Source organism: Acidocella sp. (genome assembly GCF_052326845.1).
Lineage (GTDB): Bacteria > Pseudomonadota > Alphaproteobacteria > Acetobacterales > Acetobacteraceae > Acidocella.
This window is the reverse complement of sequence record NZ_JBKQJR010000005.1, coordinates 24,068-48,943: the sequence shown is the minus strand read 5'-3', so window position 1 is coordinate 48,943 and position 24,876 is coordinate 24,068. Positions and strand designations below refer to the sequence as shown.

Below are 24,876 nucleotides of genomic sequence, written 5' to 3'. Positions count from 1 at the left end.
GGACCGGCGTGAAAATCTTCTGTCCTCAGAGTCCTAAATATCTTTTTCTATCTTGTCTATAGAGTTTATCTAATCTATGGGCGACCTGTCGATCTGCCCGGTTTGGGTCGACCGCCACCACAGGGACATCACGCAACAGCAGCGGACAGGCGCACCTCCCTGCCGCCCAACACAGGACCCGCCAAATGGCCGACAAGGAAAAGAAACAACTGCACGTCAACTTGTTCGAGATGAACTGCGTCAGTCACATCATCCACGGCCTGTGGGTGCATCCAGACAACAACCGCCACCGGTTCAACGACATCGAATTCTGGACCGAGCTGGCCCAGCTCCTGGAATACGGCACGTTCGACGGCATTTTTTTGGCCGACGTGGTGGGCGCCTATGACCAATACCGTGGCGGGCCGGAGACGGCGCTGCGCGAGGCGCTGCAGATCCCTAATAACGACCCGTTCTTCATCATCCCGGCCATGGCGCAGGTAGCGAAGAATCTCGGCTTTGGCGCCACCTCGTCCACCACCTACGAGCCGCCCTTCAGCTTCGCGCGCCGTCTCTCCACGCTCGACCACATCACCAAGGGTCGCGTGGGCTGGAACATCGTGACCAGCTATCTGCCCAACCAGGCCGCCAATTACGGCCTGGACGCCGAAATGCCGCATGACGAGCGCTACCGCATCGCCAACGAGTATCTGGACGTGCTCTACAAGCTCTGGGAAGGCTCCTGGGAAGAGGACGCGGTGATCCAGGACCTCGAGCACCGGGTCTATACCGATCCCTCAAAGGTCCACTACATCAACCATTCCGGGCCGCACTTCAGGGTCAAGGGCCCGCATCTCAGCCAGCCCTCGCGCCAGCGCACGCCGGTGCTGTTCCAGGCCACCGGCTCCAATGCGGGCAAGGAATTCGCCGGGCGCCATGCCGAGGTGGTGTTCACCGGCGGTGGCTCGCCCGAGGCAGTGCGGGCCAACGTGGCCGACATGCGCGCCCGCGCCGCGCGCTATGGCCGCAACCCGCAGAACATCAAGTTTCTGGCCGGGGCGGGCATTATCGTGGGCAAAGACGCGGACGAAGTCTCCGCCAAATTTGACAACTACAAGCGCTACATCAGCGCCGAGGCGCGTCTGGCACATTCGCAGTCGCGTATCGACTACACCGCCTTCCCCGAGACCGTGACCATCGGCGAGTTGAAGAAGCGCGAGGTGAGCGGCTACGAGTTCATCCCGCCGCGCTACCGCGACGAGCAGACCGTGGGCGAGATTCTGGCCGAGCTGCGCTCGGTGAATTATGGCCGCTTCTTTGTCGCCGGCACGCCGGACATCGTCGCCGACCGCATCGAGGAATGGCTGGATGTCGATGACATCGACGGCATCAACCTGGTGCAGTACCTCACGCCCGGCACGGCGCGCGACTTCATCGAGCTGGTGGTGCCCGAGCTGCGCCGGCGCGGGCGCTTCCGCGAGACATACAACCCGGGCGAGACCCTGCGCGAGCGTCTGCTAGGTGCGGGCAATGCCCGCCTGCTGTCCGAGCATTACGGCGCGCAGTTCCGCGACCCCGCCAATTTCGGCAAGGCCACGGAGCCACTGGCCATTCCCGAGCAGAACAATGACGCGGGGCTGGAACTCTCGCACCACGAATTCAGGGAACGCGCGGCGGCCGACTCCGCCGCTGAATAAGCGAAACGGCGGCCGGGGCCTCTCCGGCCGCCAAACCATTTTAACACGGTACAGGACCATGACCGCCCATATCATCGCCTCGGAAGAAGAAGCCCTGAAGGTTGCCGACGAGCTTCGGCTGTTTTTGGAGTCCGGCGCCGCCGGACGCGACCGCACCCCCACCCCACCCCAGGCGGAACTCGACTGGCTTTCGGCCAGTGGCATTCTTGCCATCACCATTCCCCGCGCGTTTGGCGGCGCCGGCGTCTCGTATGAGACGATCGCGCGCGTGTTTCAATTGCTCTCGGCGGGCGATCCGGCCGTGGCGCAGATGGTGCAGAGCCACTACCTCTTTCTGGAGGCCGTGGGCGAGGACGGCACCCCCGAACAGCAGGCGCATTTCTTCGGCGAGATTCTGGCCGGCGCGCGGCTGGGCAACGCCCAGGCCGAAATAGGCGGAAGCTCGGCGCTCAACCTTGCCACCCGCCTGCTGCCCGACGGCGCGGGCGGCTACCGGCTGAACGGCAAGAAATACTACTGCACCGGCGCGCTGCTGGCGCATTGGCTGCCGGTGGCGGCCTTCGACGAGGAAAACCGCTTTGTGCTGGCCTTTGTGCCGCGTCAGGCCCCCGGCGTGCAGGTGCTGGACGACTGGGATTCTTTTGGCCAGCGCGTCGCCTATAGCGGCACCGCCATCCTCACCGATGTCGCGGTTCCGGCCAGCCAGGTCATTCCGCACTACAAGCTGTTCGAGCGCACCGCCATTTTCCACTCCTACGCTCAGCTTTTGCACACGGCCATTGATGTCGGCATCGCCCAGAACGCCCTGGCCGATGCTGTCGCGACCGTGCGTGCGCGTAAGCGTCCGCGCCTGGGGGCGGCGGTGGCCACGGCAACCGAGGACCCGCATGTCATCCTGCGCTTCGGCCAGTTGGTCACGCAGCTCCACGCCACCGAGTTGCTGCTCGCCCGCGCCGGGCGCGCGCTGGATGCCGCCCGCGCCAATCTGACCGAGGAAAACGCCGCTGCCGCCACCGTCGCGGTGGCCGAGGCCAAGGCCTATGCCGAGGATGTGGCGCTGGCCATCGCCACCGACATCTTCTCGCTCTCCGGCACCTCGTCCACCGAGCGCGCCCGCAACCTAGACCGTCACTGGCGCAACATCCGCACCCATTCGGTGCACGATGCCAACCATTGGCGCTACCACGTGGCGGGCGACTACCTGCTCAACCAAAAACTGCCCGGCAAGCCCGTGCGCAAGCTGGCCCAGGATTCATAACCAGCCCATCATCCAACAACAGGGAGTTTTCCACGTAATGGCAATATCCGACTACCGCCCCTTTGGCCGCACCGGCGTCAAGGTCTCGCCCCTTGTTCTCGGCACCATGATGTTTGGCGGCCGTACCGATCTTGAGACATCGGTGCGCATCATCGACCGCGCCATCGATGCCGGGATCAATTTCATCGATACCGCCAATGTCTATTCGCGCGGCAAGTCGGAGGAGGTCACTGGCGAGGCGCTCAAGCGCAATGGCAAGCGCGGCCATGTGTTCCTGGCCACCAAGGTGCATCTTCCGATGCACGACACCGCCCCCAATCTGCGCGGCTCCTCGCGGCGGCACATCATCGCCCAGGCCGAGGCCAGCCTGAAGCGCCTGGGCACCGACTATGTGGACCTCTACCAGCTCCATCGCCCGGAGCCCGATACCGCCATCGACGAAACCCTGCGCGCGCTGGACGACCTCGTGCGCTCCGGCAAGGTTCGCTATATTGGCTCCTCCACCTTCGCGGGCTGGCAGCTCGTGGAATCACTGTGGGCCGCCAAGGAGCTGGGGCTCAACCGCTTCGTCTCCGAGCAGCCGCCCTATAATCTGCTGGACCGCCGCATTGAGCGCGAGCTGCTGCCCGCCGCGCAGACTTTCGGCCTGGGCGTCATTCCCTGGAGCCCGCTGGGTGGCGGCCTGCTCACCGGCAAGTACAAGCGCAGCGAGCCCCTGCCGGCCGACAGCCGCTACGCGGTGAACGCCAACCGCCCGCAGGCACGGCGCCTCACCGACCACATCTATGATGTCATCGAGCCGCTCACGCTCCTTGCCGCCGAGAAGGGCTTCCCGCTCTCGCAACTCGCCACGGCCTGGGCCATCCAGGCGCCCGGCGTCACCGCGCCGATCATCGGGCCGCGCACCGAGGAGCAATTCGAGGACGCGCTAAAAGCCGCCGAGATCACCCTGACCAAGGAGGATCTGGCGCGCATCGACGAGATCATTCCCCCGGGTACGCACGTATCTCCCTTCTACGAGGCCCGGTTCGGCCCCAGCCTTTACCGCTGGTAACACCAAATGGCGGCGGACATGAACGACACGATCCATATCCACGATTACAGTACCGAATGGCCGCATCAGTTTGCGGCTGAGGCCCGCCGCATCGCCACGGCGTTGGAGGCGCTGGCGCCGCGCATCGAGCATATTGGCAGCACCTCGGTCCCGGGGTTGGCTGCCAAACCGGTCATCGACATTATGGTGGGGCTGGATGATTTCCGCCACACCGCGGAGGTGGTGGCGGCGCTGGAGCGGCTTGGTTATGCCCAATGGTACGAAGACCCTGACCGCTCCGAGCGGCTGTTTTTCGTGCGCTGGGCCGACGCGGCGCGTGAACACCGGCTGTCGCATATCCATGCCGTGCCCGCCGGCAGCGTTTTCTGGCGGGATCACCTCGCCTTCCGCAGCCGGCTGCGGGCTGACGCGGACCTTGCCAGCGCCTATGCCGCCCTCAAGCGCGGTCTGGCGGTTGCCCACCAGACCGACAGAGACGCCTACACCGCCGCCAAGACGCCCTTCATCAGGGCCGTCCTGGAAGCGCCGTAAGTCTATTCCGCCGCCTCGTCAAAGGACGAGAAATTCTTGCGGTACAGCATGGCATACAGCCCGCCCGCGGCGAGCAACTGCTCGTGATTGCCCTGCTCCAGGATCTCGCCCGAGCGCAGCACGATGATGTTGTCGGCGTCGCGCACCGTGGCCAGGCGGTGGGCAATGACGATGCTGGTGCGTCCTTCCAGCAGCACGCGCAGCGCCTGCTGGATCTGCGCCTCCACGAAACTGTCGATGCTGGCCGTAGCTTCGTCCAGGATGAGGATATGCGGGTCGGCCACCAGGGCGCGCGCGAAGCTGAGCAGCTGGCGCTGGCCGATGGAGAGGTTCTGGCCGCGCTGCTCCAGCAGCGTGTCGTAACCCAGCGGCAGGCGCGAGATGAACTCATGCGCCTGAGTGGCCTTGGCCGCCTCTATGATATCCTCGCGGCTGGCCCAGTGCGAGGAATAGCGGATATTTTCCAATATGGTGCCGGTGAACAGGAAGGGCTCCTGGAGCACAATGGCGATGTGCCGCCCCAGCGACGCCAGCGTGACGTCGCGCACGTCCTGCCCGCCGATGTGCACCTGCCCCTCGTTCACATCGTAGAAGCGGTGGATGAGTGCCGAGACGCTGGTCTTGCCAGAACCGGTGGGGCCGACGAGCGCCACCGTGCTGTTGGCGGGCACGGTAAAGCTGAGGTCCTTGAGCACAATCTGGCCGGGCTTGTAGCCGAATTTCACGTGGTCGAACTCAATCGAGAACTCCTTGGCTTCCAGCGGCTGCGCACCGGGCTTGTCCTCGATCTGCAGCGGCACGTCGATGACCTCCAGGATTCGGTGGCTGGCCGCCGTGGCCCGCTGCATCATGGTATATTGCTGGCTTACCGTGCGGATGGGGTCGAAGAAGCGTTGCACATAGAAGATGAAGGCGACCATGATACCGAGGTCCATGGTGCCCTTGAGCACGAACTGCCCGCCAATGAGCACGATGGCCGCCATGGCTAGGCCCGTGAGCACGTCCACCGTGGGGACCATGATCTGAGAGGTCCAGGAGACGGCCACCTGCGCCTCCAAATTGTTGTTGGCCTTCTGCGCGAAGTCGGCGAGGTTGACGCGCTCGCGCCGCGCCCCCTGCACCACCCGCACGCCGGCAATATTCTCAGCCAGTGCGCCGTTCACGATGGAGGAGGCGTCGCGCGCCCGGCGGAACTTGATCTTGGCCTGCGGCAGCCACAGCGCGCGGATGAAGATCATCACCGGCAGCACGGTGAGCGTGACGAGGGCCAGGCGCCATTCCATGACCAGCAGCACGGCGATAATGCCGACGAGCAGCACGAGGTCACCGGTGGCCTGGATGGAGGTCTCGAAGAATTCCTGCAGCGCATTCACGTCGCCCTGGAGGCGGGACATGATGCGCCCGACATGGGTCTTGTCGAGGAACGAGAGCGAGACGTCCTGCAGATGCGCGAACATGGCGCGGCGCATGTCAAAGATGACCCGCTGGGCGAGCCGCGCCGATAGCACCTCCTGGGAATAAGAGGCGGCGGCGTTGAAGCCGATGACCGCGAGGAAGATGACGCCCACCGTGTTGATGGGCAGCGCGCCGGGTTTGTGCACGGCGGCGTTCACGGCGGCGCGGATGACATAGGGGATGGCGAGTTGGGCGGCGACGAAGCACATCACCGCGCTGAGCGCCACGAAGAATCCGGCCTTGTACGGGGCCACGAAGGCCGCGACGCGCTTGAGAACGGAGGAGTTGAACGGTGCGTAGATGTCCTCATCCACCTCGCCGCCCACGCCGGCGTGTCCGCCGCCAAATGCCGCCCCGCTCATGCCGCCACTCCTTCCGTTCCGCTCTGGCTCTGCGCCGTGAACAGCGCCGCGTAATAGCCACCTGCCGCCAGCAGGCTCTCATGCGTGCCGCGCTCAATGATGCGCCCGGCCTCCAGCACGATGATCTCGTCGGCGTGCAGCAGCGAGCCCAGCCGGTGCGAGATGATAATGGTGGCCTGCGCATGGGTGGCGGCGCGCAGGGCGGCGCGCAGCTGGTGCTCGGTGGCGGCGTCCACGGCCGAGGTGGCGTCGTCGAACACCAGCACCGCCGGGTCGGGTACCATGCCACGGGCGATGGAAAGGCGTTGGCGCTGGCCGCCCGAGAGCCCCATGCCGCGCTCGCCGATGCGCGTGGAATAAGCGGCGGGCAGGCTGGCCGCGAAATCGTGGATCTGCGCGGTACGAGCGGCGTCGATGAGCTCGTGGATCTCGGCCTCCGGGTCGGCGTACGCGATGTTGGCGTCTATGCCGTCGTCGAACAGGAAGACGTCCTGAGCAATCAGCCCCACCGCCTCGCGCAGACTGTCCAGCGTGACCTCGCGGATGTCCTTGCCGTCCAGCGTGATGCGCCCGGAGGTGACGTCATAGAAGCGCGGGATGAGCTGGGCGATGGTGGATTTGCCCGAGCCCGAGGGGCCGACGATGCCCAGCGTCTGGCCGGGCTGGACAGTGAAGGAGATGTGCTCGATGGCGGGCGCGGTGCTGTCATAGGAGAAGGAGACGTCGTCGAAGCGCAGCACGCCCCGCGGACTGTGCAGCACCTGCGCCCCGGCGACATCGCGGATGGTGGTGGGCTTGTCGAGGATTTCGAACAAACGCTTGCCCGAGGAGACCGCACGCGAGGAGGCGTTCATGATCATGCCCATCTGGCGGACGGGAAGCTGCAAAATGGTCATGAGCGTGAGGAATTCGGTTAGCTGGCCCACCGTGAAGTGATGCGCCTGCACCTGCTGCCCGCCCACCCACACCACTAGCCCCATGGCCAGGAAGTAGCTGGTGTTGATCTGTACCATGGCACCGGAACGGATGAAGATGCGCCGGTTGGACAGTCGCAGGGCCTCATCACCGGCCTCGTCGTATTTCTTGATCTCAAAATCCTTGGCAGCGAAGGCACGCACCACGCGCATCCCTTGCAGGTTCTCCTCCATCACGCGGGTGAGGATGGACATTTTCTCCTGCAGGCGCGTCCAGGCCAGACGCAGCGTAAGCCCCATGCGCCCGGCGCGCCATAAGGCAAACGGCACAAAGCTCATGGCCAGCAGGGCCATGAGCGGGTTTTGCAGCACCAGCATGGTGGCCCCAATGCTCACCAGCAGCACGAGCGAGAGACAAGCCTGCAGCGCGTTCTCGATGAAGCCGCGAACGCCCTCAAGGTCCAGCATGCCGCGTGTGATGAGGTCGCCGGAATGGATGCGGTCGTGGAAGTCGAAGGACAGGCGCTGGAGTTTCTCGAAGAATTGCAGGCGCAGGTCGCGGCCCACGGCTTGGGCGATATGCTGGGCCTGGTAGCCGGCGATCATCTGGGCAAGTCCGCGCCCGGCGGCGGCGGCGATGATGAACAGCCCCATATGGGCAAGCTGGGTAAGAATGGAGTCGGGCGGTGCACCGCGATGCGATAGCAGGGCATGGGCCTGGTCCACCGACCAGCCGAGCAGGCGCGGAATGGCGAGGTTGAACAGCGTGGCGGCGAGGCTGGCGGCACCGGCGAGGGCAAAGCGCGCCTTGTACTGCCAGGCGTAACTCAGCACGCGGCCAAGGATGCGCGGGGCGTTGGCGATGTCCAGCACGCGGAGGGGAGAGATTTGGGGATCGGGCACGGTCTTCTCTCGGTTGGGAGTTGGCGACGCGCGGGGCAAGTCCGGTCGGGTTGGGGTCAAACGCGGAGGACTGGCGATAGGCCAACCTTGGGCGCGCGTGAAGACTGCCTGGAGGGGGATGGCGCCGACTATCGCATATTTCCTATTACTAATATATACTATATTTGTAAACTATTTAATTAGGCAAGCTCTGCGCGGCCGACCGCGTGTGAATCGACAAGGGGTTTCGGCACGATCGGCGCGTCAACCATTAGATTTAGCTGGGTTTTATGGGGTCACAGCGCGACGCCGCTTCACAGTCTGGGCATCGTCGCGGCGCAGGCGGCCTCCGTCCGGGGTTGATACCAACCGCCGGCAGAATGAGGCGTGGGCTCAGGAGGTGGTCAGCCAACTGGCCCCTGGCAAGGCTGAACAGGCACTGCTGGCGTTTAATGAGCGCGGCTGTTTGCATTCGGCAGACGGACAGAGCCGCCATGCGCGGGTAACGCTGCCTATCGGCGCTGGGGCAAAGACGTTTTCGACAACGGAATTGGTGGACAAAAAAAGGGGGGGGGCGGGGGCGGAGTCAGCCCCCTTCACTTTGCCCTGGCCGAGCGGCGAGGGATAGTGGCAATTCGCCGAGGGTCGATCCAACCCGGACACCAGCCGGACATTTAATTGGATAACTCCCGGAATCACTTTCGCGCCGCAGCCAATTTATTGATTTATAACGCTAAAATGGTGCCGACACCCAGGATTGAACTGGGGACCTACTGATTACGAATCAGTTGCTCTACCGCTGAGCTATGTCGGCTTAACCGGGGCGAAGGAGCCTATATCGAAGCCGGCGCCCCGCTGCAACCACCCCCTGCCGCGCAGGCGCACATTATCCCAAAAGACGCCCAATCACCCGGGCCGTATAGTCCACCACAGGGATGATCCGGCCATAATTGATCCGCGTGGGGCCAATCACGCCGATGGCGCCAACGATGCGGTCCTGCGCATTGCGCGCCGGGGCCACCACCATGGAGATGCCGGCCGCGCCGAACAGCCCGGATTCGGCGCCGATGAAGATGCGTACGCCGTCCGATGTTTCGGCCAGCTCCAGCAGGCGCAGCATGGTCTCCTCGGCCTCCAGCCGCTCGAAAAGCGCCTGGATGGTGGCGAGCTTCTCCAGCTGGTCCACATCCTCCAGCAGACGCCCCTGGCCGCGCAAAATCAGCGAACCTCCCCTGCCCTCGCTGCCCCAATCGGCCAACCCCGCCTCCACCACGGCGCTGGTCAGGGTGTCCAGTTCGGTGCGGTCGGCCACCAGCTCATCCCCCACGCGGCGCCGCAGCTCGGCGATGGTGAGGCCCGAGAGCCGGGCATTGAGGTAGTTGCTCGCCCGCTGCAGCGCGCTGGGTGGCAGGCCGGGCGGCGTCTCGATGATGCGGTTTTCCACCTGGCCATCGGCCGAGACCAGCACCACCAGCGCCCGCCCGGGAGAGAGCGGCACGAACTCGATATGCTTCACCGCCCCCTCGCCCTTGGGCGCCAGCACCAGCCCAGCGGCGGCGGAGAGGCCGGAGAGCATGGAGCTGGCCTGGGCCAGCATGTCCTGCATGCTGCGCCCGGACTGCACCAGCGCCTGGTTGATGGTGCTGCGCTCTTCCTCGGAAAGCTCGCCGAATTGCAGCAGTCCGTCCACGAACAGGCGCAAGCCCCGCTCGGTCGGCAGCCGCCCGGCCGAGGTGTGCGGCGAGAACAGCAGCCCGGCATCGGTGAGGTCCGCCATCACGTTGCGGATGGTGGCGGGGGAGAGACGCTGCGGCAGCAGGCGCGAGAGCGTGCGGCTGCCTACGGGCTCGCCGGTTTCCACGTATTGTTCCACGATCTCTCGCAACACGGCGGCGGAGCGGACATCGAGCCCCGGCGGCAGGCGGGGCGGAACGGATTTGCCTCTATGGTCCATGGTCACAGTCTCGGATAATAGCACGGCAAATCGATCAGGAGAGATATCATGCGGCCCTCAGGCAGAATTTTCGACGAACTCCGGAAAGTGTCCATCGAGACCGGGTTCTCCCACCATGCCGAGGGCTCGGCGCTGATCCGCATGGGCGGGACCGAGGTGCTGTGCACCGCCAGCGTCGAGGGCAAGGTGCCGGGCTTCATGCGCGGCCAGGGCGAGGGCTGGATAACGGCCGAATACGGCATGCTGCCCCGCGCCACCCATACCCGCGGCGACCGTGAGGCCGCGCGCGGCAAGCAGTCCGGCCGCACGCAGGAGATCCAGCGCCTGATCGGCCGCTCGCTCCGCGCCGTGGTGGACCGCAAGGCCATGGGCGAGATCACCGTGACGCTGGATTGCGACGTGCTGAACGCTGATGGCGGCACGCGCTGCGCCTCCATCACCGGGGCCTACGTGGCCATGGCGCTGGCCTTCCGCAAGCTGCAGGCCAACAACGTGCTGAAGGCCTTCCCCATCACCGGGCACGTGGCGGCGGTCTCCTGCGGCATCTTCCAGGGCAACCCGGTGCTGGACCTCGACTACAAGGAGGATTCCAGCGCCGACGCCGATGCCAATTTCATCCTGACGCAAGGCGGCGGTATCGTGGAGATCCAGGCCACGGCGGAAAAATCCACCTTCGACGACGCCTCCTTCCAGGCGCTGCTGGCGCTGGCGCGCAAGGGCACGACAGAGCTTTTCGCCGCGCAGAAGGCGGCTTTGGGCTAAAATTCCCGCGGGGCTGCCCTATGGGCGGCCCCATTTTACACTTGCGTGACTATAACTTCTACTATAATGATAGGCTTTATGGTTTGAAAGGTCGCGCCATGCAGGTCAGCCCGAGCCCCCGGTCTTCCGCCCACACCGCCCCGCTAACCCCGGATTGCGCGGCGCCGCCCGTGCTCGGCACCACAGTGGAGCGCTTGGCGCTGACCCTGCTGAACCTCGCCGAACGGTTTGAGGTGGAACCCGGGGTGGAACTGTTCATCACCCCGTCGGTCACGCTCGACGAACTCGCCGCCCTGGCCGGCGGCACCAGCCACACGGCCGGGCTGCTGCTGGCGCATTGGCTGGAAGAGGGCATCGTGGCTTGGCGGCGCCAGCGCCTGCTGCTGTGGAACGCCCCGGCCCTGTATCGGCTGGCGCTGGGTTCCCCGCCCGCCGCCTGAGGGCCGGTTACGGCTGGCTCACGCTCAGGTTGGAGACAGTATAATCCGAGGCGCCACTGGCATTGCCCTCCCCCTCGAACCCGACCGCACCACCACCTTGCGGCGCCGGAAGGGATAGCGCCCCCGCCGATTGACCGTTGATATACAGCGTCACGTAATTGCCCTTGGTGACCAGGCGCAGCGTGTTCGGGGCGCCGGATTTCACTAGGCTGGTCTTCGTGTACGGCACGATTGTCTCCCAGTGCGGGGCCGGCGTGGAAACGTGCTTGAACACGCCAAACGTTCCCGCGGTGTCGGAGATCGCGAAGTCGAAGAAATCGCTGGGGCCGGTGGACCAGAACAGCAACCCGCAGGCGTTGCCATTACCGTTGTTCGGCGCGACCGTGACGCTGGCATCCATGTCGGTGAAGTCGAAACCGCTATAGGTAACCCAGCCCGCACCATTGGCCGGGGCGGTGATATGCACCGCGCCGTTTTCCATGTGTACCGACGCCCCCTGCGGGCCCAAATTCAGCGGCCAGTTGGTCAGAGGGTCGGAGAGCACCGGCGTACCGGCGAATGCCGGAGCAGCGGCCAAGCAAAGAATGGCGCCATAAACGGCGCCAAGTATTGTATGGACAACCCGTTGCATCGGACATCCCCCGTTTTTTATTCCGGTTATGAGACAATGACGCTAGAACTCCAGGAGTCGAAAAGTCAATCGAAGTTTTGCCGTCAGTGCCCGTGCGACAGTCCCAGACGCGGCATCTCGATCGCGGGGCAATGATCCATCACCACCGCCAGACCAGCCGCGCGGGCTTTCGCCGCCGCTGCCTCGTTGACCACGCCGAGCTGCATCCATACCGTCTTCGCGCCCAGGCGAATCGCCTCCTCCACCGGGGCGTCTACATCCTCCGCCCGGCGGAACAGGTCCACCATGTCCAGCGGCGCGGCCTCGGCCAAGCTTGCCACCACCTTGCGGCCCAATATCTCCTGCCCGGCGAGGCCCGGATTTACCGGCGTCACATCGAACCCGTTCTCCAGCAGAAAGCGCATCACCTCGTACGAGGCACGCTCCGGCTTGGCCGAGGCCCCGACCAGGGCGATGCGCTTCGTCTGTGTCAGGATACGGCGGATCTCTTCGTCACTCATCTCTCTTCCCCAAAAATGCACGCCCGGCTAAGCCTTTGGCCATGATCAAACCCCTTATCGCCTGTGTGCTGCTGAGTCTGCTGACCTTCGCCATGTGGGCGAATCCCAACCGGCCTCAGGCGGGGGATGTGACCATGCCGGCGGGCAAGTTCAACAGCCTGTCCTACGCGCCGTATCAGGCCTGGCAGAGCCCGCTCTCCAAGGACTATCCCACGGGCGCCGAGGTGGCGAAGGACCTCGCTTTGGTGGCGACCCAGGCGAACGGCATCCGCACCTATTCCGCCATTGAGGGCGATTACGACATTGGCGCGCTCGCCAAGCAGGCGGGGCTGAAGGTCTGGCTCGGCATCTGGCTCAGCGGCAACCCGCAGGACAACGCCAAGGAGATCGCAGCCGGCATCGCCGAGGCCAACGCGCACCCTAACACCATCACCCGCGTCATCGTCGGCAATGAAGTGCTGCTACGCCGCGACCTCTCGGTGGACGACCTGATCGCCGATATCGACTACGTCCACGCCCGGGTGAAGCAGCCTGTTGCGTACGCGGACGTCACTGATTTCTGGAAACAGTTCCCGCAGGTGGCACCGCATGTGGACGTGGTGATGATCCATTTCCTCCCCTACTGGGAAGACAAACCGCTCTCCGTGGACGACGCGCTGGCCGAGATCCAGTCCACCACCGACCAGTTCAAGCGGATGTTCCCCGGCAAGCAGATTTCCATCGGCGAGACAGGCTGGCCCTCGCGCGGGCGCTGGCGCGGCCCCGCCGCCACCGGCCGGGTGGAAGAGGCGGTGTTCCTCCGCCGCTTCGTCACCCTCGCGAACCAGGAGGGCGTAGATTACAACCTGATCGAGGCCTTCGACCAGAACTGGAAATACGAGGACGAAGGCGTGGCCGGGGCCAACTGGGGCATCTGGACCGCCGACCGGCAGCCAAAATTCCCGCTCAACGGCCCGGTGGTCGAGACCCCGGACTGGCCCTGGTACGCCGGCTTAGGCGCGCTGGCCGGTGTGCTGCTGTTCGCCGCCGTTGGGTTCCGCAACCTGCGCCTCGCTTTGCCCGCCTTCGCGCTGGGCAACGGCATCGCCCTGGCCTGCTCCGGCACGCTGCCCATGCTCTATGACAACTGGCTGCGGCTGGACGCGCTGGTGAACCTACCCTTGCAGGCGCTGTTCGCAGTTCTGGCCATCCGCCGGGCCGATGCCTTGCTCGCCAAGCGCCCGGTGCCGCCGGTCACCACCGGGGCGATGGTTCTGGCCAGCGCGCGCCACTTCCGCCTGCCCCTGAACTATGACGGGCTGTGGTTCATCTTCCTGGCCTCCGCCGCTGTGTTCGAGGCGCTGCTGGTCTTCGGCGGCCGCTACCGCGACGCCCCAATGCCGGTGTTCATCGTCCCCGTCATCGCCACGGTGCTGCGCTTCTGGACCAAGGACAAGCCGCAGCGGATGGGCTGGGAAGAGCTGCTCGCGGGCTTCAGCCTGGCGGTGCTCGCGCTGGCCGACATGGTCATTGAAGGGCCCAGCAACCTGGATTTCATTATCTGGAACGTCGTGGCGCTGGTGCTGGCCGCGCCGGTGGTGATCGCCGCCGAGGGCAAACGCCGGGTTCAGAGGTCGTAGGGCGGCGCCTTGTCGTACGCGGGCAGGGATTCATCCAACGCCTGCCAGGAGATTCGCTCGCACACCCAGCCCTGCACGGTGGGGCGGATGGCCTCGGGCTCATCCAGCGAACCAAGCATGACGCCGACGGAGCGGCCCTCGCTATCGGTCATGTAGAGCGGGCTGCCGCAATCGCCGCAGAACCAGCGCATGGCCTGGGGCGAGGAAGCATAGCCCCGCGCCGCCCCCTTGGTGACGCAAAAGCGCCCCGGCGGCACCTGCACCCATGGCACCGCCGCGGCACCGCTCGCCTTGCGGCATTCACGGCAGAAGCAGACATCCGCGACATCGCCGGGTTCATAGTCCAGACTGTAGGTGATGGCACCGCAGAGGCAACCGCCGGTGAGATGTACCACCATGGCTAGAACGAGGGCGGCGAGTTGGCGCTGATCAGCACGCAGGGCTCTGCCCCCGGATTGCGGAAGCGGTGCGGAATATCGGAGCGGAAATAATACGCATCGCCCGGGTTGAGCAGCCGCTCCTGCAGGCCAACCGTGACGATAAGGCAGCCTGAGACGACGACACCGCATTCCTCGCCGTCGTGGCGGAGCATCGCATCCCCCGTATCGGCACCGGGCTGGTAGGTTTCGCGCAGCATTTGCAGCGTCCGGTCCTTTACCTTGCGGCCGACCATGCGCATGGAAATCGCCGGGTCGTAGGAGATTTCAGTCAGCTCCTCCCCGGTGAAGAACACGTTGTCGGACGGCGAGAAGTTCAGCGTGAAGAAGTCCGCCAGCGAGAGCGGAATGCCGTCCAGAATCTTCTTCAACGAGGAGATCGACGGGCTGACACGGTTTTGCTCGATCAGCGAGATCGCCCCGTTCGTCACCCCGGCCCGGCGTGCCAACTCACGTTGCGTCAGCCCGAAAATCTGCCGCACCAGCTTCAGCCGGGTGCCGATATCGGCCGACATGTCATCGTTCTCGAGGGCTGCCGACATGTTCTCCATTATGATCTTCACGTTTAGGATTTTCAACAATGCTACGCGGGCAAGCTACTCGCATGCAACGAAAAACACGCATCACGAGAAAAAGATCATCCAATTATTCTTGACGTATTAAGGGGCCGTAAGCCACACTCGCCCAGCAATATTTTTGGGGTTTTGCGTGCTGTGGACCATCGAGCGGCTTGGAGCTGACATCCTTAACCAAGCCAGCCCGGCAGGCGCATGATGTCTGCCTCTACCAGCCCCGCGGCCGCAGTAGCCGCCCCCTCGGCCAAGCGCGGCGCCATTTCCATCCGCGGCATTACCCGGATTTTCAACGGGTCAGCGCCGGCCGTGGACCATGTAAATCTCGAAATTCATGCCGGGGAATTTTTCACCTTGCTGGGCCCCTCCGGCTGCGGCAAGACCACCCTGCTGCGCATGATCGCCGGGTTCGAGACACCCGATGAGGGCCGGATCTTCATCTCCGGCAAGGACGTGGAGGACGTGCCGGCGCATAAGCGCGCGGTGAACACCGTGTTCCAGTCCTACGCGCTGTTTCCGCACCTGAATGTGGAACAGAATATCGGCTTCGGCCTGCGCATGCGCGGCATCAAGAGCCCGGAACGCAAGAAGCGGGTCGATGCCATCATGGAACTGCTGCAGATTGGCCAGTTCGCCACGCGCAGCGCGGCACAGCTCTCCGGCGGGCAGCGCCAGCGCGTCGCCCTGGCCCGCGCGCTGGTGAACGAACCGGATGTGGTGCTGCTGGACGAGCCGCTCTCGGCACTGGACGCCAAGCTGCGCGCTGAACTGCAGATCGAGCTGCTGCGCATGCAGAAGCGCCTGGGCATGACCTTCATCTTCGTCACCCACGACCAGCACGAGGCGCTGGTGATGTCCGACCGCATCGGCGTGATGAGCAAAGGCAAGCTGGAGCAGGTCGGTCCGGTGCTGGACGTGTACGAGAAGCCGAAAAACGTGTTCGTCGCGGAGTTCCTGGGCCTCTCCAACATCTGGCCGGTCACGCCCACCGGCACAAATACCGCCGCGTCGCCGATCGGCGAATTGACCATCGACGCACCGCTTGCCGGCGCGACCTTGGCGATGATCCGGCCGGAGAAGATCTGGATCTACAACGACACAGCGGCGCCAAAGGACCGTGTGAACCTGTTCTTCGGCACAGTGCGCGAGGCCATCTACATGGGCGCCTCGACCCAATACCGCATCGAGCTTGCAGGCGGGCATTTGGTGCTGGCATTCGACACCAACAACCAGGCCGCCGAGCGCAGCTGGCGCCCCGGCGAGGCCGTGGCCGTGGAGATGAAGCCCGACAACATCATGCTGATCTCGCCATGAGCGCCGGGGTAAAAACCGAAGCCGAAATCGAGACCGGGCGGCAGCGCCTGCGGCTCTGGGTGACCTCCGGGCCGGGACTGGTCTGGATCATGATCTTCCTGCTGATCCCCAGCGCCGTGCTGCTCGGCATCGCCTTCTTCTCCTCCAACGACTATGGCAGCCCCGTGCTGCCGCTCTCCGTGCAGTCTTTCCAGCAGGTGGCGGGGTACTCGCTGCTCGGCTGGGACCCGGGCAATATCATCATCTTCCTGCGCTCGCTGAAGCAGGCGGGCATCGCCACGCTGGTGTCGGCGGCGCTCTCCTACCCGCTGGTGTTCTTCATCCTCAGCCGCCCGGAATCGGTGCGCCCGCTGCTGCTGCTGTTCATCGTGCTGCCCTCCTGGACCAACCAAGTCGTGCGCACCTATGCCTGGATGGAGCTGCTTGGTCCCAACGCGCCGGTCTCCTGGGTCGCGCATCTGCTGCACGCGGTCCCGCCGGATCTCGGCCTGGCGCCGGGCAGCTTCGCCGTGACCACCGGCTTGGCGTATAACTACCTGCCCTACATGATCGTGCCGCTCTACGCCTCGGCGGAGAAGCTGGACTGGACGCTGGTGGAAGCCGGGCGGGATCTCTACGCCTCCGGCGCGCGGCTGTTCTGGCACACGGTGTTCCCGCAAACCCTGCCGGGGCTGCTCTCCGGCGTCATCTTCGTCGCCATTCCGGCCTTCGGCGACTACGTGGTGCCGCAACTGCTCGGCGGCGACAAGGCGCTGATGATCGGCTCGCTGATCGCCAACCAGTTCACCGAGACGCCGGACTGGCCCTATGGCGCGGCGCTCACCATCATCATGCTGGTGTTCACCGGCATGGGGCTGGTCGGGTTCCGCATCCTCACCCGGAAGCTCGGCGGCGCCGAGGAGGCGACGATATGATCCCGCGCGGGGTTCGCTACGCCCTCTCCGGCATTTCCTGGCCGCTTTATGCGCTGCTGTACACGCCGCTGGCGCTGGTCGCGTTCTACTCCTTCGCCCCGGCGCCGAACCAAGCCGGGCATTCGCTGCACGCCTACGGCGTGCTGCTGCACGATGGCGCGGTGTTCACCGCGCTGCAACGCTCGCTGATCCTCGCCTTCGGCTCGGCCATCACGTCCACCGCGCTCGGGACGCTGCTTGGCTATGGGCTGTGCCGGTTCCGTAACGCGAACGCCAAGGGCGTGCTCGCGCATATCCCCAGCCTCATCATCTATACGCCGATCATCATGCCCGGCCTGGTATTCGGCATCTCGGAGCTGATTTTCTTCAACTTCGTGCACAGCGCCACGGGGTTTCTCGGCGCCGGGCTGCAGACGATGATCATCGCGCACATCACCTTCCAGGTGCCTTATGTCGCGCTCACCGTTTTTGCGCGCCTCGCCGGGCTCGACCCGTATCTGTTCGACGCCGCCAACGACCTCTACGCCGACAGCTTCAAGAGCTTTTTCCATCTCATCATCCCTGTGGTGGAGCCGGCCATTATCGGCGGGTTCCTGCTCGGCATCACCCTCTCCATCGACGATTTCACCATCAGCTTCTTCACCGCCGGGCCGGGCAGCGTGACACTGCCGATCTATATTTATTCCGCCATCGCGCGCAAAGGTATCTCGCCCGAAATCAACGCCCTCGGCACGCTGATGATCGGCACGATCATCATTATGGCGCTGGTTCATTTTTTTATCTCTAGGCACCGCGAGCGCGGCGCTCAATTTTCAGCAAGGGGGAATGTTGTATGAAGTTCTTGTCCTTTGTCGCCGCTGGAGCGCTGGCCCTTGGGCTTGCCGCGCCGCAGATGGCCCGCGCCGCCGAGCAGCCGACGCTGAACCTGTTCATCTGGTCCGACTATATTTCCGAATCGATCATTGACGGCTTCGAGCTTGAGTGCAACTGCAAGGTGGTCGAGACCGATTACGAGAGCAACGCGGAAATGTCCGCCAAGCTGAAGGCGGGCGGAGATTCGCAATACGACGTGGTGGTGCCCTCCTCCTATTATGTGCCGGAGCTGGCCGATGAAGGGCTGATCCAGCCGCTCGACCACAGCAAGCTGACGAATTTCGGCAATCTGTTTCCCAAATTCCAGAACCCGGATTACGACCCCGGCGATAAATACTCGGTCCCCTACCAGTGGGGCACCACCGGCATCGTGTACGATCCCGCGAAGATCAAGAACCCCGGCACCGGCTGGGCTCTTCTGTTCGACCCCACGGTGAACCCGAACTACCCGTTCGTGCTGCCTAAAGGCGAAGGGCGCGACCAGATCGGCGCGGCCTGCGCCTATCTCGGCTACGGCTTCAACTGCTCCGATAAGAGCCAGTGGATTGCCGCAGCCAAGCTGATCGAACAGACCAAGAAGCGGCCGAATTTCGCCGGCTTCGTCGATGAAACCCCGGCGCGCGACCAGATGAAGAGCGGGCTGATCGCCGTCTCCATGGCGTATAATGGTGATATCGCCAGCTGCTACGCTGACGGCAGCTGCGCGAAGCTGAAATATTTCCTGCCGGATCAGGGCACGGAGATCTGGGTGGATACCATGGCGATTCCCGCGCACGCACCGCATCCGGATCTCGCCATTGAGTTCATCAACTACATCCTCGAGACCAATGTCGGCGCGGCTTTGTCCAACTTCAACCAGTATGCCAGCCCCAACCAGTCAGCGCAGCCGCAGCTCACCGGCATCATGGCCACCGAGTTGATCGTCCCGACCGATGCTGACATGAAGAAACTGCAATTCCTCGCCCCGCTGCGCGGCGCCGACTACAAGCTGTTCAACCAGATCTGGACCAGCGTACTCCAATAAACCGGCTAGCGTCCCGCCCCTGAAATTCGCAGGTGAATTTCAGGGATAAGCGGGCCGCTAATCTGTTGATTTTACGAGTGTCCACTTCGGGACACTCGGCGGCGCTCAATCCCGGGCGCCGCCAGCCAATCGAGGACAATATGAGCAATGAAACAATCGACCTGAAGGACTGGTTCGACGAACATCGGATCACTGAAGTCGAATGCCTGGTGCCGGACCTCACCGGCATCCCGCGCGGCAAGATCATGCCGGCGCAGAAATTCTTCCAGGGCAGCGCGCCGCGCCTGCCGGAAGCGATCTTTATCCAGTCCGTAACCGGCGAGTACCCGGAAGACCCCGAAGACAAGCTCACCGACCCCGCGATTATCGACATCAAGCTGATCCCGGACGTAAGCACCGTCCGCCTCGTGCCCTGGGCGCATGAGCCCACCGCGCAGATCATCCATGATTGCCAATACGCGAACGGCACACCGGTGCCGATGGCGCCTCGGCAAGTGTTGCAGCGCGTGCTCAAGCTCTACGAGGATAAGGGCTGGAAGCCGGTACTGGCGCCGGAGCTTGAATTCTACCTCGTGGCCCGCAACACGGACCCCGACTACCCGCTGGTGCCGCCCGTGGGGCGCTCCGGCCGGCAGGAGAGCGGACGGCAGAGCTACTCCATCGATGCGGTGAACGAGTTCGACCCGCTATTCGAGGAAATGTACGATTTCTGCGATTTGCAGGAAATGGACCTCGACACGCTGATCCATGAGGAAGGCGCTGCGCAGGTGGAGATCAACTTCCTGCATGGCAACCCGCTGCATCTCGCGGACCAGGTGTTCCTGTTCAAGCGCACGGTGCGCGAGGTGGCGCTGCGCCACAACATCTACGCCACTTTCATGTCCAAGCCGATGGGCGGCGAGCCCGGCTCGGCCATGCATGTGCACCAGAGCATCGTGGACCCGAAGACCGGGCAGAACCTGTTCGCGGGGCCGGATGGCAAGGCGAGCAAACTGTTCCGCTCCTATATCGGCGGGCTGCAGAAATACATTCCGGCGGCGATGCCGATCTTCGCCCCGAACGTGAATTCCTACCGCCGCCTCACGCGCTTCTCCAACGCCCCGATCAACCTGCAATGGGGCTACGACAACCGCACCTGCGGGCTGCGGATACCATTTGGCGACCCGTCCGCCATGCGCGTGGAAAACCGCGTGCCCGGCGCCGATGCCAACCCGTACCTCGCCTTCGCCGCGACGCTCGCCTGCGGCTATCTCGGCATGGTGGAAGGGCTGACACCGACCCCCGAACAGGTCGGCTCCGCCTATTCCGGCGAATACACGCTGGCGCGCGAGCTCTCCCACGCGCTCGACCTGATGGATGCGAGCGAGGGCTTGCGTGAGATTCTCGGCGAGAAGCTCGTGGATGTGCTGGTAGCGGTGAAGCGGATCGAATACGAAACCTATCTGCGCGTCATCTCCTCCTGGGAGCGCGAGCACCTGCTGCTGAACGTCTAACCGGACGGCGAATTATGCTGAACAATTACTACCACGCCACACGGCGTGTGAATTTCGTCGCCAACACACTGGCGCGTGATGTAGCTGTGGATGTTGCCATCATCGGCGGCGGCATCACCGGCGTTTCCGCGGCGCTGCATCTGGCCGAGCGGGGCTATTCCGTGGCCCTGCTGGAGGCGCAGAACATCGGCTGGGGGGCCTCCGGGCGCAATGGCGGGCAGGTGCTGCCGGGTTTCGGCTGCTCGCTGCACCAGCTCAAGAACCTTACCGACGCAGAGACGATGAAACGGCTGTGGGACATGTCGGTAGAGGCCGTGGAGCTGCTGTACGCGCAGATCTCCCGCTTCGCCATCCCCGCAGACCCGGTGCGCGGCTATCTGCACGCCGCCATCAAGCCGCGCCATGTGCGCGATTTGCGCATGGAGCAGGAGGAGCTGGCGGCCCTGGGCGCGCCGGTCGGGCGGCTGCTGGAAGGCGCGGAGTTGCGCGCGCGCCTCGACAGCCCACGCTATCTGGCGGCGCTTGAGGATAGTATCTCCGGCCATATCCACCCGCTCAACTACACGCTGGGTCTGGCCAAGGCGGCTCAGGCGGCAGGGGCGAAACTCTATGCCGGGGCGAAGATCTCGCGCGTCGAGGAAGGCACGACGCTCACCCTGCATGCAGGCCCGCACAAGGTCCGCGCCAAGTTCCTGCTGGTGGCGGGCGGCGCGTATCTCAACGGGCTGGTGGACGACCTCTCCGGCTACGTCATGCCGGTCGGCACCTACATCATGGCGACCGAGCCGCGCGCGGACGTGCCCTCGCTGATCCCGCACAACGAGGCGGTGGCGGACCTGAACTTCGTTCTCGATTATTTCCGCCGCTCGCCCGATGACCGCATGCTGTTCGGCGGACGCGTCTCCTACTCCACCCTGCCGCCGCCGAGCCTCGGCCCCTCCATGCTCAAGCGCGCCACCCGGGTGTTTCCGCAGCTGAAGGATGCGAAGGTGGAATTCCTCTGGGGCGGGAATGTGGACATCACCGTGAACCGCGCCCCGCATTTCGGGCATCTAACGCCTAACATATTGTTCGCGCAGGGCTTCTCCGGCCATGGCGTGGCGCTCACGGGCTTGGCCGGCAAGCTGGCGGCGGAGGCCATTGCCGGGCAGGCCGAGCGGTTCGACGTGTTCGCCCGTATCCCACATGCCCGCTTCCCCGGCGGGCGGGCCTTGCGCACCCCTGCCCTGCTGGCCGCCACCACCTGGTTCCGCCTGCGCGACATGCTCTAAGAGTCCCGTTCAAAACCCTACTATGCCGGCCGCCTGGCACCGCATTTCTGCGCTCCGGTGCTCACGTACTTCATGTACGCTCCGCTCCGGTGCTCGCAATACGCCGCCATTCGGCTCGGCCTAGCGGGTTTTGAACGGAACTCTAACTCCAGGAAACCGTTGCATTCTTCCCCGCGGCGGGGCCAATATCGGTAACTGAGCCCAGGAGGGGGAACACAATGTCGGTGCGCAAATTCCTGCTGCCGGTCAGCAGTTCAGCCTCGGCCGGCACCGCCCTGCAAACCGGGCTGATGCTGACCAAGATGTGGAATGCGCATCTGCAGGTGCTGCACATCCGCTCCGATGCGCATGACATCGCCCCGTTTGCCGGCGAAGGGCTTTCCGGCGCGCTGATCGAGGACATGCTCAACGCCACCGAACGCGAAGGCGGCACGCGGGCGCGGCATCTGCGCGAACTGTTCGAGGCAGCGACTGAAGCGGCGGAGGTCCCGGCGGGCAATGCGATGCGAGGTCGAAACGAGCCCAGCGCCAGCTTCACCACGCTCACCGGGCGGGAGGAGCAGCTGATCGCGTTTCAGGCGCGGCTCGCCGACCTCACCATCGTGCCCCATCCGCAGGCGGGCGAGGATGTGGCCACGGCGGATGCGCTGCATGCCGTGTTGTTCGATTCCGGGCGGCCGGTGCTGCTGGCCCCGCTTGAACCGCCCAAGAGCATCGGCAAGCGCATCGCCATTGCCTGGAACGGCACGGCCAACGCGGCCTCGGCGCTGGGCTCGGTTATGCCCTTCGTGCGCCAGGCGGAGGCGGTGCGCATCCTGGTCTCCGAAGATTACGCCAAGCCCGGCCCCACCGGGGCGGAGGTGGCGGAATACATCTCACATCATGGCGTGACCGCCGATGTCGTGCGGTTCCATGCCATCAACCGCGTCGCCGGCGCCGGGCTGTTGGCGGCAGCGGCGGAGTTCGGTGCGGACCTGATGTCCATGGGCGCGTATTCCACCGCCTCGCGCCTGCGCCAGCTCATCCTGGGTGGCACCACGCGCCACGTGTTGGAAAATGCGCAGCTGCCGGTGCTGATGAACCGATGATTAAGAGCCCCGGCCTTACTTTCGCCGCGAGCCACGCCTATCTCCGGTACATGATGATTGATATCCGTCTCTTCGCCTCGCCCATGGCGCGGCATAGTTTTGCAACCGGTGAAAAAATGTAACCTCCAAACGCCGGACATTGAGAGCGAGAGATTATTGTGGCATTTATGCCACAGTACAGATTTTCTACCGCGATAAGTCAAAGATTTTTCCGCAGGAGACCACACAAGACATGCGTAAAACCTTCACCCGTGGCACCGCGCTCACGCTGGCTCTTTTCGGCGCTACCGCCCTGGCCGGCCTACCAGCCGCCCCGGCACGCGCAGCGGACTCATCGCTGGACGAAACCGCGGCCGTGCAGCAGGGCTTCGCCCCGGTGCCGGACTTCTCTGGCTTGGTGAAGCACGTGGCCCCGGCGGTGGTGTCCGTCGATGTGCATCTGAAGCTTAACCAGACCTCCGACGACCAGGACGATAATGGGGGCCAGGGCGATAATGGCGGCCAGGACCAGGGCCAGAACGGCCTGCCGCCGGGCTTCCCGCAGATCCCGGGTTTCCCATTCGGCTTTGGCACGCCGCAACAGCCGCAGGCGGTCGAAGCCAAGGGCTCCGGCTTCATCATCGACCAGAGCGGTATCATCGTCACCAACAACCATGTGGTGAAGGATGCGCGCACGGTCACCGTCACGCTCTCCGACGGCAATACCTATCCGGCGAAGATCCTCGGCACTGACCCGAAGACCGACCTTGCCGTGTTGAAGATCTCCGCAGGGCATCCGCTCCCGTATGTCGATCTCGGCCCCTCATCCTCGGTGGAGCCGGGCGAATGGGTGGTGGCCATGGGCAACCCGTTCGGGCTGGATGGCACGGTGACGGCGGGTATCGTCTCCGCCCTCGGGCGCGATATCGGCGACGGCCCGTATGACAAGTTCATCCAGATCGACGCGCCGATCAACGAGGGCAATTCCGGCGGCCCGCTCTTCGACCAGAAGGGCGAGGTGATCGGCGTCAACACCGCCATCCTCTCCCCCTCCGGCGGCTCGGTCGGCATCGGCTTCGCCATCCCGTCCGACATGATCAAGCGCGTGGTCACGCAACTGATCAGCGGCGGCAAGGTGGTGCGCGGCTATCTTGGCGTCGCGGCGCAGGAAATCTCGCCGCAGATGGCGCAGGCGCTGGGCCTGCCGACGGATGATCCGGCCAAGGATGGCGCGCTCGTCGCCGCCATCTCGCCGGGCAGCCCCGCCGAGAAGGCCGGGCTGAAGGCAGGCGACGTGATCATCAGCGTCAACGGCCAGTCCGTGACCAACCCTGGCGATCTCGCCAGCGACGTCGCCAATGTGGACCCCAACCACAAGGCGGACATCGTGTATCTGCGCAACGGCAAGCAGAACACGGTTTCCGTCGCCGTGGCGACCATGCCGGCGAACCCGGATGCGGCATTCCAGCAGGGCGGCAACAGCAGCTCCAGCACCGCGCCGCAGCAGGGCGCGCTGGGCCTCACCCTGGCGCCACTCACCCCGGATGCGCGCGACCAGCTCAACCTGCCCGACAGCGCCACCGGCGCGGTGATCACAGCGGTGAAGCCGAACTCACTGGCGGACCAGGCCGGGCTGGAGCCGGGCGACCTGCTGGTCGGCGTCGGGGCCACCAACGTGAACAGCCCGGACGACGCGGTGGCCGCCATCTCGGCTGCGCGCAAGAGCGGCAACGGCGCCTTGGCGCTGCGTATCATCCGCCAGGGGCAGGCGCTGTTCGTGGGCATCGCGGTGAGCGGACAGGGTGACAGCTCCGGCGATTCCAGCGGCCAGTAAGCCGGGCCGGATCGGCGCCATTAAAAAAGGCCAGGGGCA

The 24,876-nt window shown here is 64.6% G+C and carries 22 protein-coding genes and 1 tRNA gene; 15 read left to right on the top strand and 8 right to left on the bottom strand.

The window, feature by feature from the left end; translation table 11 throughout:
- The first annotated feature begins 185 nt into the window (after nt 1-185).
- Genes ACLPJJ_RS00505 through ACLPJJ_RS00490 form a run of 4 tightly spaced genes read left to right on the top strand, consistent with a single transcriptional unit; the run spans nt 186 to nt 4,519 of the window.
- Nucleotides 186-1,676, top strand: a complete 1,491-nt coding sequence (locus ACLPJJ_RS00505) for an LLM class flavin-dependent oxidoreductase (protein ID WP_443588704.1) — start codon at nt 186-188, stop codon at nt 1,674-1,676.
- A 58-nt stretch (nt 1,677-1,734) separates the two neighbouring features.
- Complete coding sequence (locus tag ACLPJJ_RS00500) at nt 1,735-2,934, top strand: SfnB family sulfur acquisition oxidoreductase (protein ID WP_443588702.1); 1,200 nt, start codon at nt 1,735-1,737, stop codon at nt 2,932-2,934.
- Between the two features lie 37 nt (nt 2,935-2,971).
- A complete protein-coding gene (locus ACLPJJ_RS00495) occupies nt 2,972-3,988 on the top strand; it encodes an aldo/keto reductase (RefSeq protein ID WP_443588700.1) in 1,017 nt (338 codons plus the stop codon).
- Nucleotides 3,989-4,006: 18 nt separating this feature from the next.
- Entirely contained in the window at nt 4,007-4,519 is a 513-nt protein-coding gene (locus ACLPJJ_RS00490; protein ID WP_443588699.1) for a GrpB family protein, read from the top strand.
- Between the two features lie 2 nt (nt 4,520-4,521).
- Here the strand turns inward: ACLPJJ_RS00490 and ACLPJJ_RS00485 are convergent, their stop codons facing one another.
- The 4 genes from ACLPJJ_RS00485 to hrcA all read right to left on the bottom strand — a co-directional run bounded on the left by ACLPJJ_RS00485 (nt 4,522) and on the right by hrcA (nt 10,086).
- Complete coding sequence (locus tag ACLPJJ_RS00485) at nt 4,522-6,336, bottom strand: ABC transporter ATP-binding protein (RefSeq protein ID WP_443588697.1); 1,815 nt, start codon at nt 6,334-6,336, stop codon at nt 4,522-4,524.
- Nucleotides 6,333-8,153, bottom strand: a complete 1,821-nt coding sequence (locus tag ACLPJJ_RS00480) for an ABC transporter ATP-binding protein (RefSeq protein WP_443588696.1) — start codon at nt 8,151-8,153, stop codon at nt 6,333-6,335. Before ACLPJJ_RS00480 ends, ACLPJJ_RS00485 begins: the two co-directional genes overlap by 4 nt.
- A gap of 718 nt (nt 8,154-8,871) precedes the next feature.
- Nucleotides 8,872-8,946, bottom strand: a tRNA-Thr gene (locus ACLPJJ_RS00475).
- Nucleotides 8,947-9,018: 72 nt separating this feature from the next.
- The gene (hrcA, locus tag ACLPJJ_RS00470) at nt 9,019-10,086 is read right to left on the bottom strand and encodes a heat-inducible transcriptional repressor HrcA (protein ID WP_443588695.1); all 1,068 of its coding nucleotides are present in this window, start codon (nt 10,084-10,086) and stop codon (nt 9,019-9,021) included.
- Between the two features lie 48 nt (nt 10,087-10,134).
- On the opposite strand from hrcA, the gene rph reads away from it, so the two are divergent.
- Both rph and ACLPJJ_RS00460 read left to right on the top strand, forming a co-directional pair.
- Nucleotides 10,135-10,848 carry a ribonuclease PH gene (rph, locus tag ACLPJJ_RS00465; RefSeq protein ID WP_443588693.1) on the top strand — a complete coding sequence of 238 codons (714 nt, stop codon included), beginning with the start codon at nt 10,135-10,137 and terminating at the stop codon, nt 10,846-10,848.
- 98 nt (nt 10,849-10,946) lie between these two features.
- Complete coding sequence (locus ACLPJJ_RS00460) at nt 10,947-11,288, top strand: helix-turn-helix domain-containing protein (RefSeq protein ID WP_443588691.1); 342 nt, start codon at nt 10,947-10,949, stop codon at nt 11,286-11,288.
- A gap of 7 nt (nt 11,289-11,295) precedes the next feature.
- Here the strand turns inward: ACLPJJ_RS00460 and ACLPJJ_RS00455 are convergent, their stop codons facing one another.
- Together ACLPJJ_RS00455 and ACLPJJ_RS00450 are read right to left on the bottom strand one after the other, a co-directional pair.
- Nucleotides 11,296-11,919 (bottom strand): hypothetical protein, encoded by a 624-nt coding sequence (locus ACLPJJ_RS00455; RefSeq protein ID WP_443588689.1) that lies wholly within the window; start codon nt 11,917-11,919, stop codon nt 11,296-11,298.
- 83 nt (nt 11,920-12,002) lie between these two features.
- Nucleotides 12,003-12,419, bottom strand: a complete 417-nt coding sequence (locus ACLPJJ_RS00450; protein WP_443588687.1) for a CoA-binding protein — start codon at nt 12,417-12,419, stop codon at nt 12,003-12,005.
- A 41-nt stretch (nt 12,420-12,460) separates the two neighbouring features.
- Between ACLPJJ_RS00450 and ACLPJJ_RS00445 the strand changes: the two genes are divergently transcribed.
- Nucleotides 12,461-14,038: a glycoside hydrolase family 17 protein gene (locus ACLPJJ_RS00445; RefSeq protein ID WP_443588685.1), complete on the top strand. Its 1,578-nt coding sequence runs from the start codon at nt 12,461-12,463 to the stop codon at nt 14,036-14,038.
- On the opposite strand, the gene ACLPJJ_RS00440 is transcribed toward ACLPJJ_RS00445, so the two are convergent.
- Together ACLPJJ_RS00440 and ACLPJJ_RS00435 are read right to left on the bottom strand one after the other, a co-directional pair.
- Nucleotides 14,026-14,436 carry a GFA family protein gene (locus ACLPJJ_RS00440; RefSeq protein WP_443588683.1) on the bottom strand — a complete coding sequence of 137 codons (411 nt, stop codon included), beginning with the start codon at nt 14,434-14,436 and terminating at the stop codon, nt 14,026-14,028. The genes ACLPJJ_RS00445 and ACLPJJ_RS00440 overlap by 13 nt on opposite strands.
- A 2-nt stretch (nt 14,437-14,438) precedes the next feature.
- On the bottom strand, nt 14,439-15,017 hold the full coding sequence (locus tag ACLPJJ_RS00435) for a cupin domain-containing protein (RefSeq protein ID WP_443588681.1): 579 nt from the start codon (nt 15,015-15,017) through the stop codon (nt 14,439-14,441).
- 228 nt (nt 15,018-15,245) lie between these two features.
- Between ACLPJJ_RS00435 and ACLPJJ_RS00430 the strand changes: the two genes are divergently transcribed.
- From ACLPJJ_RS00430 to ACLPJJ_RS00395, 8 genes are all read left to right on the top strand, one after another.
- Nucleotides 15,246-16,361 carry an ABC transporter ATP-binding protein gene (locus ACLPJJ_RS00430; protein WP_443588679.1) on the top strand — a complete coding sequence of 372 codons (1,116 nt, stop codon included), beginning with the start codon at nt 15,246-15,248 and terminating at the stop codon, nt 16,359-16,361.
- A complete protein-coding gene (locus ACLPJJ_RS00425; RefSeq protein ID WP_443588677.1) occupies nt 16,358-17,275 on the top strand; it encodes an ABC transporter permease in 918 nt (305 codons plus the stop codon). Before ACLPJJ_RS00430 ends, ACLPJJ_RS00425 begins: the two co-directional genes overlap by 4 nt.
- Entirely contained in the window at nt 17,272-18,111 is an 840-nt protein-coding gene (locus tag ACLPJJ_RS00420) for an ABC transporter permease (RefSeq protein WP_443588675.1), read from the top strand. Before ACLPJJ_RS00425 ends, ACLPJJ_RS00420 begins: the two co-directional genes overlap by 4 nt.
- Complete coding sequence (locus ACLPJJ_RS00415; protein ID WP_443588673.1) at nt 18,108-19,172, top strand: polyamine ABC transporter substrate-binding protein; 1,065 nt, start codon at nt 18,108-18,110, stop codon at nt 19,170-19,172. The genes ACLPJJ_RS00420 and ACLPJJ_RS00415 overlap by 4 nt, the downstream gene beginning before the upstream one ends.
- A gap of 140 nt (nt 19,173-19,312) precedes the next feature.
- Complete coding sequence (locus ACLPJJ_RS00410; protein ID WP_443588672.1) at nt 19,313-20,665, top strand: glutamine synthetase family protein; 1,353 nt, start codon at nt 19,313-19,315, stop codon at nt 20,663-20,665.
- Between the two features lie 14 nt (nt 20,666-20,679).
- A complete protein-coding gene (locus tag ACLPJJ_RS00405; protein ID WP_443588670.1) occupies nt 20,680-21,936 on the top strand; it encodes an NAD(P)/FAD-dependent oxidoreductase in 1,257 nt (418 codons plus the stop codon).
- Nucleotides 21,937-22,154: 218 nt separating this feature from the next.
- Nucleotides 22,155-23,024: a universal stress protein gene (locus ACLPJJ_RS00400; RefSeq protein WP_443588669.1), complete on the top strand. Its 870-nt coding sequence runs from the start codon at nt 22,155-22,157 to the stop codon at nt 23,022-23,024.
- 232 nt (nt 23,025-23,256) lie between these two features.
- Nucleotides 23,257-24,837 carry a Do family serine endopeptidase gene (locus ACLPJJ_RS00395; RefSeq protein ID WP_443588668.1) on the top strand — a complete coding sequence of 527 codons (1,581 nt, stop codon included), beginning with the start codon at nt 23,257-23,259 and terminating at the stop codon, nt 24,835-24,837.
- Nucleotides 24,838-24,876 lie beyond the last annotated feature (39 nt).